General features: G+C 37.8%; 16 protein-coding genes. 1 reads left to right on the forward strand and 15 read right to left on the reverse strand.

Going from position 1 to position 12,173, the window contains the following annotated elements; translation table 11 throughout:
- Positions 1 to 40: 40 nt before the first annotated feature.
- The 15 genes from CSC79_RS02085 to CSC79_RS02155 form a co-directional block, all read right to left on the reverse strand.
- Positions 41 to 316, reverse strand: coding sequence for an HU family DNA-binding protein (locus tag CSC79_RS02085; protein ID WP_058559313.1), 276 nt, complete (start codon positions 314 to 316; stop codon positions 41 to 43).
- A gap of 203 nt (positions 317 to 519) precedes the next feature.
- Positions 520 to 1,053, reverse strand: coding sequence for a DUF3833 domain-containing protein (locus CSC79_RS02090; RefSeq protein ID WP_099293452.1), 534 nt, complete (start codon positions 1,051 to 1,053; stop codon positions 520 to 522).
- The gene (locus CSC79_RS02095; RefSeq protein WP_099293454.1) at positions 1,050 to 1,547 is read right to left on the reverse strand and encodes a chalcone isomerase family protein; all 498 of its coding nucleotides are present in this window, start codon (positions 1,545 to 1,547) and stop codon (positions 1,050 to 1,052) included. Before CSC79_RS02095 ends, CSC79_RS02090 begins: the two co-directional genes overlap by 4 nt.
- Positions 1,548 to 1,556: 9 nt before the next feature.
- Positions 1,557 to 2,051 carry a DUF2878 domain-containing protein gene (locus CSC79_RS02100; RefSeq protein ID WP_343254851.1) on the reverse strand — a complete coding sequence of 165 codons (495 nt, stop codon included), beginning with the start codon at positions 2,049 to 2,051 and terminating at the stop codon, positions 1,557 to 1,559.
- A 28-nt stretch (positions 2,052 to 2,079) separates the two neighbouring features.
- Positions 2,080 to 3,345: a cyclopropane-fatty-acyl-phospholipid synthase family protein gene (locus CSC79_RS02105; RefSeq protein WP_099293458.1), complete on the reverse strand. Its 1,266-nt coding sequence runs from the start codon at positions 3,343 to 3,345 to the stop codon at positions 2,080 to 2,082.
- A gap of 28 nt (positions 3,346 to 3,373) precedes the next feature.
- Positions 3,374 to 4,114 carry a DUF1365 domain-containing protein gene (locus tag CSC79_RS02110; protein ID WP_099293460.1) on the reverse strand — a complete coding sequence of 247 codons (741 nt, stop codon included), beginning with the start codon at positions 4,112 to 4,114 and terminating at the stop codon, positions 3,374 to 3,376.
- Positions 4,107 to 5,360, reverse strand: a complete 1,254-nt coding sequence (locus CSC79_RS02115) for an FAD-dependent oxidoreductase (protein ID WP_099293462.1) — start codon at positions 5,358 to 5,360, stop codon at positions 4,107 to 4,109. The genes CSC79_RS02110 and CSC79_RS02115 overlap by 8 nt, the downstream gene beginning before the upstream one ends.
- Entirely contained in the window at positions 5,357 to 6,067 is a 711-nt protein-coding gene (locus CSC79_RS02120; protein WP_099293464.1) for an SDR family NAD(P)-dependent oxidoreductase, read from the reverse strand. The genes CSC79_RS02115 and CSC79_RS02120 overlap by 4 nt, the downstream gene beginning before the upstream one ends.
- Positions 6,064 to 6,495: a nuclear transport factor 2 family protein gene (locus CSC79_RS02125; protein ID WP_099293466.1), complete on the reverse strand. Its 432-nt coding sequence runs from the start codon at positions 6,493 to 6,495 to the stop codon at positions 6,064 to 6,066. The genes CSC79_RS02120 and CSC79_RS02125 overlap by 4 nt, the downstream gene beginning before the upstream one ends.
- A 12-nt stretch (positions 6,496 to 6,507) precedes the next feature.
- Positions 6,508 to 7,899, reverse strand: coding sequence for a deoxyribodipyrimidine photo-lyase (gene phrB / locus CSC79_RS02130; protein ID WP_099293468.1), 1,392 nt, complete (start codon positions 7,897 to 7,899; stop codon positions 6,508 to 6,510).
- On the reverse strand, positions 7,899 to 8,852 hold the full coding sequence (locus tag CSC79_RS02135; RefSeq protein ID WP_099293470.1) for a DUF523 and DUF1722 domain-containing protein: 954 nt from the start codon (positions 8,850 to 8,852) through the stop codon (positions 7,899 to 7,901). The genes phrB and CSC79_RS02135 overlap by 1 nt, the downstream gene beginning before the upstream one ends.
- Positions 8,853 to 8,859: 7 nt before the next feature.
- Positions 8,860 to 9,525: a ChrR family anti-sigma-E factor gene (locus CSC79_RS02140; RefSeq protein WP_099293472.1), complete on the reverse strand. Its 666-nt coding sequence runs from the start codon at positions 9,523 to 9,525 to the stop codon at positions 8,860 to 8,862.
- Positions 9,518 to 10,141: a sigma-70 family RNA polymerase sigma factor gene (locus tag CSC79_RS02145; protein WP_099293474.1), complete on the reverse strand. Its 624-nt coding sequence runs from the start codon at positions 10,139 to 10,141 to the stop codon at positions 9,518 to 9,520. Before CSC79_RS02145 ends, CSC79_RS02140 begins: the two co-directional genes overlap by 8 nt.
- Before the next feature lie 63 nt (positions 10,142 to 10,204).
- Positions 10,205 to 10,783: an LON peptidase substrate-binding domain-containing protein gene (locus CSC79_RS02150; protein WP_099293476.1), complete on the reverse strand. Its 579-nt coding sequence runs from the start codon at positions 10,781 to 10,783 to the stop codon at positions 10,205 to 10,207.
- Positions 10,784 to 10,989: 206 nt separating this feature from the next.
- Complete coding sequence (locus tag CSC79_RS02155; protein WP_099293478.1) at positions 10,990 to 11,283, reverse strand: hypothetical protein; 294 nt, start codon at positions 11,281 to 11,283, stop codon at positions 10,990 to 10,992.
- A gap of 252 nt (positions 11,284 to 11,535) precedes the next feature.
- Here CSC79_RS02155 and CSC79_RS02160 point away from each other — a divergent pair, with 252 nt between their 5' ends.
- On the forward strand, positions 11,536 to 12,165 hold the full coding sequence (locus CSC79_RS02160; protein ID WP_099293480.1) for a hemolysin III family protein: 630 nt from the start codon (positions 11,536 to 11,538) through the stop codon (positions 12,163 to 12,165).
- The last annotated feature ends 8 nt before the right edge of the window (positions 12,166 to 12,173 follow it).

The raw sequence follows: 12,173 nt of genomic DNA on the forward strand, positions 1-12,173 counted from the left end.
AGGGCTTAACAGCCCTTTTTTATTTGTTCAGATAACTCTATTAAGGGTTAACTTGGTCTTTAAGACCTTTGCCTGCTTTGAAGCTTGGGATAGTGGCAGCTGAAATTTGAATCTCCGCACCTGTTTGTGGGTTACGGCCTGTACGTGCAGCACGCTCTTTTACAGAGAAAGTACCAAAACCAACTAGTGCGACTGAATTACCTTCTTTTAATGAAGTTGTCACTGCACCAGTGAATGCATCAAGTGCACGTGTAGCTGCTGCTTTAGAGATTTCTGCATCAGTAGCGATTTTTTCAACTAATTGAGCTTTATTCATTTGTTAAATTCCTATTCGTTATTATTTTGCCTTCGCAAAACCTATCTTTATGCATTTTTAAACTGATGGCAACAGCAAATTGCCATTTTTGCGTAAATTATTAAAAAATGTGCAAAATTTATAACTATTGTCGTCAAAAAGCGACAATAAACAACAATTCAAAGCAAAATAATGCCTAAATATAACCATATTTAAATTTAAAATTATTCAACTTTTTCTATAACAAGGGTTACTTCACCAACCTCAATGCCAAACTTATCAATTGAAGTACGATTTATCAACCGAGAATCAGTTACCTGATACATCCAATCATCAAAATTAACCTCAATCTGGCTACCATCGACTAAAAGCTCTAACGAATAAGTCCAATGAAATACACTGCCACTACTCGCGCCTTTAGCAATACCCAATACATCACTGGCTGTTCCAGTTAAAGTATTGTCGTCATTTAGTGTAATAGTCCACACACGTCGCTGAGTTTCACCATCATCGTAAATAAAGTCTTCCTCGATGACACCAACATTGCCCTCCCAGCTAGCCTCCATATCAACAACAAGTTTGCGGGTTAACTCTCCTTTGAAGTCTTGTACTACACCGTACGCTTTAAGTTTGCCATTAAAAAACTGTTTAAAAATAAACTCTGGCGAACTACCTTTGTAATGCTCAACATCAGGAGCGGCACAACTGGCTAAAAACAAACACAAAATAAGTAAGATTGCAGTATTCAGTAGTTTCATTTGGACTTCCCTATTAATTGGTTGCGCATAGCAGGCTCTGATGTATTAGGTGATAACCAAATAGCCATAAAGTCATCTGCAAAAGTAGCATCTTCAATTCCACCTAGCTTCTTATCGTTGTGATAAAACGTGCCATTTCCTACATCGTCTGTTCTAAAAGTAAGTGTTTCGCCCTCTTTAATATCAGGCCATAACACTAGTAAAGCATCATCGTATTTATTTATTAAACTTTTTTTGCCTAGGTGTTCCCATTGCTCATTGGTTGCTTTAACAATATCATTCGCAGCAAAATCGCGTAAATAAGTCAAAGATAGTTGCGAGGGGTGTTGCCCAAACTCATAACTCCCTGTGGGTGATAACAGTTTAGCGTCATAAACATCCCAAAAGTAATACTCAAAACGGCCTTCTCCTACTAACTTAAAGTCAGTACTAGCAGCAGAGTTTGCAAATGCTCCAAGTGAGAATAAAGACAAAAAAATAAGTAAAACGCGCATAACAAATCCTTATTTGACAATGGATGAATATTTCTCAGCGTCAGGGGGAATAGCCGTGCTATTTATCTTTGATTTTATGAGCTTGTTTGTTACTAAAATACAATTGAACATTACACCCCATGACAGGCCATACGCCAACCAGAAAAACCAAATTGGCTGTGCAACTGTAATCACATCAAATCTAGCGCCTGCCCAATAACTTGCTGGTGCAAACAAGGCACATACAAAAAGACTTACATACCAAGGTAGCCGTGTTAGAAATTGCATCGATGTATTAATCGTTAAAATAAGAGCACTCCACAGCAACACAAACCAAAGCGGAAATGGATAGGTTTTAAAACCTAGCAACTCAAATTTAACCATTACAAACTCAAAAACCAAGGCAATACAAAGCCCGATAACCAGTAAAAACATATCCTGCTTCTTCTGTTGGGAAAGAAAAAGCATCAAAATAACTATTCCGAAAGTTGGTAATAATGCTTTGTTTTCGAGGAGTAAGGCCAAAAACCAGACCCCTTGAAATAAAACAAAATTAATAATCGAGCGCAATGCCATCACCTGAATGGGTAAAACGTGGCTTTCTAGCAACAAGATGCACAGTACTTGTTACTCGCGTTCTAAATGCCCCTTCACAATAAGCAAGATAAAATAACCACAATCTATAAAAGCGCTGATCGAACTTTGCTTTATCAATTTCAGGCCAGCTTGCAATAAAACGCGTGCGCCAGTCAGCGAGAGTTCTAGCATAATGCACACCAATGTCTTTGACACTGTGCACAACCATATCTGACTGATGCTTAATTTGTTTGTTCATTTCATCAATGCAAGGTAGGCAACCACCGGGAAAAATATATTGCTGAATAAAATCAGAATTTTTTAAATAGTGCTTGTAACGTTGATCTGCAATGGTGATTGCTTGAATCAACATAGCACCCGAATCTTTAAGCAAGTCATTACATTTTTTGAAAAAGCTGGGTAAGTATTCATGACCTACAGCTTCAATCATTTCAATCGAAACCAATTTATCAAATTTACCCTCTAGTAATCGGTAATCTTGCTTTAGTAGGGTTATTTTATCTTTTAATCCAAGCTCATTTATTTTCTGCGCCACGTAAGCGTGTTGCTCATCCGAAATAGTTGTCGTAGTAACATGACAACCATAATGAGAAGCTGCGTGTATTGCAAAAGCGCCCCACCCCGTGCCTATTTCAATTACCTTATCACCTTGCTGTAAATCCACTTGCTGGCAAATCAAATCAAGTTTGTGGCTTTGTGCTTGTTCGAGAGAAGCACTTTGTGAAGGGTAAACTGCACTTGAATAAAGCATTTCAGTGCTTAGAAAAGAAGAATACAGATCATTACCTAAATCGTAATGAGCAACAATGTTTTTCTTAGAACCATCTTCAGAATTTTTATTCCGAATGTGATTAAATCTAAAAAAGATGTTGCTAAAGAAGGCGAATTTTTTCTCGAAGGCATCTAATTGTGATTGATTTATAGCAAAAATCTCAATCAGCTTTGTTAGGTCATCACATTCCCAATGACCCAAAATATAAGACTCACCAGCACCAACACTGCCTGAAAGCGCAAATGACTTATACATTGCCTGATCATTAACAATCACTTTAACCGCTAGTTTTTTTTCATTATCATCACCAAAATGATTAACTTCGTTGCCATCGATTAAAGATATACGACCAGTTTCGATGCTATTAAATGCACCAAACACCAGTTTTTTATAAATTTTTATAAGCCATCCACTGGGTTGACTGTTTGACAAACTGGATACTTTTTCCATTACATCACCTAACTAGTTTGAAGCAGACTTAACTGCCGCTTCCTGAATGACCGATAAATGGCACTCGTTTACAAAACAACTTAAATGCATGAACATAAATACCTCTAAAAATAGTCCAAGTCATTGCAGGGAACTGTTTAAAAATAGCAGATACGTTTTGTTTAGTTAACGATTGCCGTTTTAGCCTAAGTGTTGCATCAAACAACACATTATTGTCTTTTTTATTCTCAATGTGGATTAAAACACTGTCATCATTGATACGCGTTGCCCAGTGGTAATCCATATCTAAATTCATAAAAGGTGATACGGAAAAAACTTTTTTAAAGTTCACTTTCTTTTCAAGTTCTACTAAGTAGTAGTGCCGTTCGTTCCACGGCGTATTACTTACTTCAGCAACCATATAGCTTAACTGGCCATCAGGTTTTTCATAAAAAAAGAAATTAACCGGACTAAAATAAATACCTAAACAACGAAGCTGGCCAAGCATGTACACATTTGCAAACTCATCGTTTACACCTAATTCATTAATTTTATCTAGTGCACGTTTGACTATTTCTCCATTAAGCTCTTCTGTGCCATCTTTCAAATAGTCAGACTGCTTAAATTTTAATGCTTTAAATCCTGATGTGCCTAATTGTGGGTGAATACCATTAAGCATTGAAGGTTGTGATAAATCAACCCACATCATGTAGAGCGGGTACTTAAACTCATGTGATTTAACAGCAAACCTGCGGTGACGCACATCGCCTGTAAAAACAGCACTATTCAAATTCAACACCTAGTTGGCGAGCTACATCGACTGCACTTCTAACCCCATCTTCATGGAAACCGTTATACCAATAAGCCCCACAAAAATAAGTGTTATTTTCACCATCTATACTGTGCTTTTGTTGTTGAGCAGCAATTGAGGCTTCATTAAAGACTGGGTGGTGATAAGTAAATTCACGTAAAATTTTACTTTTATCAATACCTTGCTTGTGGTTCAAAGTTACACAAAATTGAGTATCGCTTTGAATACCCTGAAGAATATTCATTTGGTAAGTAACTACAGCGGCTTTATCTGTGCTGTCGTTCAATAAATAATTCCAGCTCGCCCACGCTGCTTTTCGCTTGGGTAAGATTGATGTGTCAGTGTGTAAAATCACTGAATTTTCAGAATAAGGAATAGCGCCAAGAACCCTCTTCTCATCGATACTAGGGGATGATAATAACCCTAAAGCCTGATCAGAATGGCATGCAAAGACGACCTTATCAAACTGCTGTTGCTCACCATTTTTTAAATGGATAATAATTTTATCATCAAGGCGCTCAACTTCAGCGATATCGCTATTAAGTTTTATCTGCTGTTCAAAACCATTAATAAGAGGCGCAATATATTCTCTTGAACCGCCTGGGATTACATACCATTGGGGTCTGTTAGTGATATCTAATAAACCGTGGTTAAAGAAGAATTTGACAAAAAATTCAACCTCAACATTACTCATTTCTTTTATGCTGGTAGACCAAATGGCGGCGCCCATAGGGAGTATGTAGTGGTAGCGAAAGAAGTCATTAAAACTATGCTCATCTAAAAGCTGTCCCAGCGTTTTTTTCTCGTATACATTTTTACTGTGTAGTGATTTACATAACTTATTAAAACGGACAATATCAGCTAATAATTTGTAAAAGCGAGGACGCAAAATGTTGCGCTTTTGAGCAAATAAGCTTGTAAATGTATGTCCGTTATATTCAAAGCCTGTTTGTTCATTGTGAACACTGAAGCTCATTTGGGTAGGTTTGCGGCTGATGCCAATTCGACTGAGTAACTTTTCAAAGTACGGGTAGGTTCTATCATTAAATACAATGAAGCCCGTATCGATAGCATAATTAGTCCCTTCAATATCAACATCAACAGTTGCAGTATGACCACCAATATAGTCGTTCTTTTCAAATACCGTAACATCGTATTGTTTGTGTAGTAGATGAGCACAGCTTAAGCCTGAGATACCAGAGCCAATAATTGCAATTTTTTTCAACGAGATAATCCTTTTGCTAATTTAAGCCATAATGGTAATGGCAAAATGCGCATGCATTTTAAAATAAGTGTAAATCGGTAGGGAAAGTGAACCTCTTTGCGACGCTTTTTAACACCAGATATAATGTAGTCAGCTGCTTTTTCTGCAGAAACAGCCATCGGCATAGGGAAATCGTTTTTGTCAGTCAGTGGCGTTTTAACAAATCCAGGATGGACCAAAGTGACATCGACATCATTCAAATCGACAGCTAAACTTTTAGCTAAATAACTTACACCCGCTTTAGAAGCGCCATAGGCCTCTGAACGAGGCAAAGGTAAATAAGTCACACTTGAACTGACAAGCACAAGTTGACCACCCGATTTTATTTTTGGCAGTAACGCTTCTAAACAATACCCGACAGACAAAAGGTTTGTGTTTATGACACGAGTAAATAAACTGCTATCAAAATTACGCGCATCATTTATATACTCGCAATTACCCGCGTTTAAAATTACACGGTCAAATTGGGTATAAGCTATTGTCGCACTCTTAATGTCTTGTAAATCAGTCGCATCAAATTTGCATGGCTCGATATTTTGATGTGTCGCAAGCTCTGCCAGCTTATCGGTATTACGACCACATGCAATAACAGTATCGCCTTGCGCTGCATACTGCTTGGCTAACTCCTCACCAATCCCAGATGTGGCGCCTGTAATTAACGTTATCATGACTTCGTTGCCCTTTTGTCTATAAGTTTAATAACAGCACCAACCAAAGGAATGTTACGATACAAAAGTGCCCCTACGTCAAAGTAATCCTGATGCTTAACTATTTTATCGCCATCAAACACAAGGTGACTATGTCCATTGACGCTAATCTCTTTGCCATTTGCTAGTTTTGGATGTCTGTATTTCATAATCCAATAGACAAACGCATCATCCCCTGAGCAATGGTGACTCGTTATGTCAAAACCACACTCTAGAACATTACTATATAAATCTGAGAAGTAATTGTGTAAATCATCAAGACCAGTAACCTCATGAAGAGGATCTGAAAAGTGAATGTTAGGCGCATATATATCACTTAAAAGGTGAAGATTATGCTTATTCAGCTGTTGATATATATTAACGAATGATTCAACTCTTTGCGTACTCATTTTATTCCTTCGTTATACCTTAAACGCGGCTAGTGCTCTTTCTCTTGCAGCTTTATGATCCACTATTGCCGGCCAGTAATCGGCTTCTCGGCCAATACTCGCTAAATATTTATGCGGAAAATGAACGTGCTTATCAGGAACATTTTCAAGCTCTGGTATATACTTACGGATAAATTCGCCTTTCGGATCAAATCGCTCACTTTGCGTTATCGGGTTAAAAATTCTGAAATAAGGCTGAGCATCACATCCTGTACTCGCAGCCCATTGCCAGCCGCCATTGTTAGATGCTAAATCACCATCGATAAGGTGCTGCATAAAGTAACGCTCACCTTTGCGCCAATCAATCAATAGGTGTTTTGTTAGGAAGCTTGCCACAACCATTCGCAAGCGGTTATGCATCCAACCCGTCTCGTTCAGTTGGCGCATCGCCGCGTCCACTAATGGATAGCCTGTTTTACCTTCACACCAAGACTGAAATTCGGCCTCACTCGTACGCCACTTAACCGCGTCGTACTTTTCGTTAAAGTTTTTATATTTATTTAACGACGGGAAAGCGACTAATAAGTGGCGATAAAACTCGCGCCAAACTAATTCATTAACCCATGTAAATAAATTACTTTTTGCACTGGATAGCACATCAACATGACGTTGTTGCACAAGGGCAATAAGCTGATGGGTACTGACAATACCCAGTGCTAGGTATGGACTCAAACCGGATGTGCCTTTTATTGCAGGAAAATCACGTGTTTCTTTATAGTTCGTAAGTTTCTCATCAATAAAACGATGGATAACCTGACTTAAGGCCTCATCATCAACTGGCCACTTATTTGAGCTACCGTCACCTTTAAGCAAATCGTTATCTTGAAATTGAACCGCAGAAAACGTGTTAGGCATTTCTTTAAAATAAAAATGGGTGTCATGATGCTGTTTTAACCATTCGTTTTTGAATGGTGTGAACACCTTATACATCTCACCATTTTTTGTGGTAACAGAACCAGGAGGGGCTATCAAATCACCATCATACATATGAACAGACACATCTAGCTTATCCGCTTCACAAATAAACTGTGTGTCACGATTGTGCTCATTTATTTCGTATTCTGCATTAGCGTAAATATGCTTTACGTTATTTGATGATAAAAAATCTGACAGATCCTTTATGCAAGACGTGTAATTAGTACTTTCGATGACATGAAGTGTAATACCATGTTCGCTTAATAACTTACCTAAAAATGTTACACGCCTTTTTAGTAAATCAATTTGTATTGGCGCAACCTTATGCTGCTCCCATTGACCTGGGGTAACGAAAAAAAGGGCATTTTTACAGCCTGCTTCGATTGCATCGTATAGTGCAAAATTATTAAAAAGGCGCAAATCGCGCCTAAACCAAAAAATTGTGTCCATTAAATTCCGAAACGTAATTTTAGATCATTAGGATAGGGGTTAAAATAAACTTGCTGTTCTAAATACCCATTAGGATGAACTTTTAGGTGATGTTTAACCAAGGTTAAGGGTACATAAAGTGGGACAATGCCTTCTCTGTATTCATCAATGGCATCACGTAATTCTTTCTTCTCTACCTTTGAAAGCACTTTTTTAAAATAGCCCTGTAAATGCATCAAGGTATTGCTGTTATTTTTGCGTGACGCAGGCTTCTTAAGCGCAGTCATCAAACCCAAAATGTATTTATCTGCAAGTGCTTCATAATCATCACCGTCGTATGTCCCTAGTAGATTGCCTAGGTCTTTATAAGCCTGATAATTATGCGCCATTAATAAATATTTGTATTTTGCATGAAACTGCGTCAAACGGTGCACAGTAATTGGCTGCTCTGTAAGTAGCTGCCAATTTTTAAACGTATAAATGCGCATAACAAAATTTTCGCGCAAATGCATATCATTTAAACGGCCGTTTTCCTCACATGGTAATAACGGGTTATGAGCCATTATTTGCTCTGCAAAAAAACCAACCCCCTCAGAAGTATTACCTGTACCCGCTTCGTTATAAATTTTAATACGCTCCATTCCACAACTTGGGCTTTTAGCGCAAAAAATGAAACCGCTTAAAGTAGACGCCTGCTCCATAGCGATTTTTTTTCCATACTCAGTAAGCTTTGGGCCTACATCACCTGTACCATCAGGTCTACAAACCTTAATGGTGTCGCCCACTCTGACTTGTCTGATAGTAGGCCTAGGTATCGGTAAACCTACTGCGACCTCTGGGCAAAAACGTTGATATTCTACGTACTTCCCAAGTTCGTCCATGCAAAAGTTTGATCTTTTGTGACCTGTGTCAAAACGTACTTTTTCACCTGCTAGGCATGCACTAATGCCTAGCTTTATAACCTGTTCTTGCATACCTATCCTAGTATATAAAATTGCCTATTGGATTGAGTAACTTACTTAATCCTTTATTAAAGTGTAGAGCACTACTGACAACAGTAAAGCACAAACATCCTTCTTTCGTAATTGGCGTATGGTTGTGACGACCATCGAGCATCATAAAATCACCTGGTACATACTTTCCAGTTTCATCGCTAAACTCACCATCAAGCAACAGTGTTAACTCAAAACCTGTGTGTGTGTGTTCAGGTATCTCTCCGTCTGCCGCAATATGTAGCAAGCTTGAACGTAATGGGCCATCATCTATAGCAACACGAGAACGAGATAACTTACCCATTTGCATAAACTTACTATGAGGAATACGCGATAAGCTACGAGGTAATTGATAATCTTGCTCGTTTATACTAATCAATTGAGGTTCAACCTCGTACATGTCATCAACTGACTCGTCCATTGTAATGGCATCAAGTAAGTCTGAGATCCCTTCGAGCTCATCTTCAACTAAAAAGTCATTGATAGACTCCTCAGCAAAAACTTGTTCAGCATTTTTAGCCTCAATTGCAGCTACTTTGCTTTTACAACACGGACACATGTCCACGTGTATGGCAACTGCTACGCTGAGACTTGCGGGCAAATCTGCTGAAACAAATTGAGATAAAATTTCATCTGTTGGATGGTGTTTAATCATGACTTTCTCCCATCTCGTTGCGAAGTTTTTGTAGCGCTAAACGAAGTCTGGATTTTACTGTACCAACTGGTATGCCTAATTGGTCTGCCAGTTGCTCTTGCGACATATCTTGAAAATACACGCCACGGACAACATCTCGTTGAGCTTGGGGTAGTTTTTCGAGGTAGTTCTTAATCTGTTTATCTTCTAAGTGGTCACTGAACTCATAGTTTTCAGTCTCGCTTTGTTCAATCAATGGCCAAATATCTTCACTTATGCAATCTTCCTTTGTGCTTTTCATTTTTCTAAGCATATCAAATGATGCATTTCGCATGACTGTGTAAACCCAAGTCGTAGCAGCGCCTTTGTCATTGTTATATAAGTGCGCTTTTCGCCAAACTGAGGTTAACGTTTCTTGCACAAGCTCCATTGCTTGAGCCTCAGAATTAAACTGTTTTATGCCAAAGCGCTTTATCTTTGGAGAGAAGTAAGAAAACAAATAAGCAAATGCTTTTTTGTCTCTGCTTGATGCAACTGCAAATAATGAATCTGCAAGTTCTTTGCTCGGTGTATCCGCCATGGCAGTGAAGTTACCTGTTTTAGGTTTACAACGCGTAGAAGGTTGTTGACTTACCATTGTTAGTTCCCCTTAATATTCACTTCTATCCAATACGTAGAGATAAATAATAAGATCACATTTTTAGGTAAATTCGTTATTAATTACAGTATGGAGGAAATTTTGAATATTCGCAAAGCCTGAATTGAACGCAAGCTGTTGTTTTTTATTATGAGATATTGGAATTAGTTCAAGCCAACGAGCTATAACCCATGGAAGTTCATCAAAGCACGTGGACTTATAAAGTGAAGCGAGTTCATGGTTTTCTGTAAACAATTTTTCAAGTGATTCTCTAAGGATTTGATCGTCAGAATTCAATGGTCGAGGATCACTAAGCCAGCCTGGCCCCTGTAATGGTGCAGTTTCGCCATAGCGCAATTTATTTTTACTGAAAGTAACATTACTAATTGTAACAACTGACTGAGCGCGGATATCAATCAGCAAATTGCCTTGATCGTCCTGATCAAAATCGACTATTTTTACAAGGCAGCCTGTTTCAGGAACATTACTGAATGTATGCGAATCATAATCACAAAGAACAAATTGGGCATCATTTTTTAGCGCCTCTTTAACCATATCCAAATAGCGCGCTTCAAATATCCTAAGTCGCGTATACCCACCAGGTAAAATAAACACAGGTAATGGGAAGATTGCACGTATCATATTGCCCTACTACATTAATTCAACTATGCATTACTTTACGTGCATTGCAGTGTATAAGATCAACATCAAAAATTGTTTTAATCTATCAGCCTACATTTAACCATTGAGCGATATTTCTTAACAGTTCAAATGAAGCGTAAGCACTTAATAAGCTAAGAACAGGTGCTAACATTAAAACAAATAATCCTAGTTCACTGCTCATCTGATTAACCCTCTACTTTTGCTGTTTCAACTGAAACAACTTGCTCTTTAGTATTGGTTTTAGCCACATTAGTTACATTATCTGCCTGCTCTGAGATCAGGTTATTTAACATATTTTGTGAATCAACTAATAATGATTGCTTTAAGTTTTTTTGCAATTCATTACTGGTTTTTTCTATATATGAAGCAATATTATTTGATAGTGTCTGTGTAAGGTCTAATTGACCATCATTTGCACTTACTTGTGTAGAGCCAACAACCAATAGTGCCGCAACAGATAGTTTCATTAAGCTTTTCATAATGGTATTCCTTATTGAGTTATTAAGTTAGTCGCTATAACTTAATCAAAGGTTGTGCCAACTGAAAAATAAAAATTAACTCACTGATATATATAGATATAAATAAATACACTTTCAGTGAAGATTCAGGGCATGGTTTTTTTAACCATCACAGTTAGTTAAATTAACCAAAATGTTGTCTCTTATTTTGTATTGAAAATTTCAGCGTACACTTGTACACTGAAACTATATTTTCCCCCTTAAGAGTGTGATATGAGTGTTATCCCTGCTTATTCAAAAAAAGAAGAGCAATTAAATGTGGTGACGCATGGTGCTGGCGTTATTTTTTCGATTTATGTGCTTTGGCAGCTGCTAGTAAAATCTGAAAACGTAGTACAAGGTGCAAGCGCACTGGTGTACGGTGCGAGCCTTTTTTTATTATTTTTAGCATCAACGCTTTATCACAGTAGTTCATCTGAGCGAGCGCGTGCTGTTTATAAAAAGTGTGACCATTGCGCTATTTATATTTTAATTGCAGGCACTTACACACCATTTTTAGTGCTTTCTTTGTCTGGTTTAGTCTCGGTTTTAACTTTGGTATTTATTTGGTCTTTAGCTTTAGGTGGGGTTTGCTATAAATTATTTGTAAAAAATCAAAATAAAAGAGTGTCACTAACCACTTACTTATTAATGGGATGGTTTGCTGTCGCTATTGTATACCCACTCTATTTAAAAGTGGATATCAATGCACTGTGGTGGTTACTCAGTGGTGGGCTATTTTATAGTTTAGGCACCATTTTTTACAGTGCCAAAAACCGCCAATTCAGCCACGCAATTTGGCATGTATTTGTGATGTTAGGATGTGTTTGCCATTATATTGCAATCAGCCAATACGTTTATTAGCAACTTAA

This window comes from Pseudoalteromonas sp. 3D05 (genome assembly GCF_002723455.1).
In the GTDB taxonomy this organism is placed as follows: domain Bacteria; phylum Pseudomonadota; class Gammaproteobacteria; order Enterobacterales; family Alteromonadaceae; genus Pseudoalteromonas.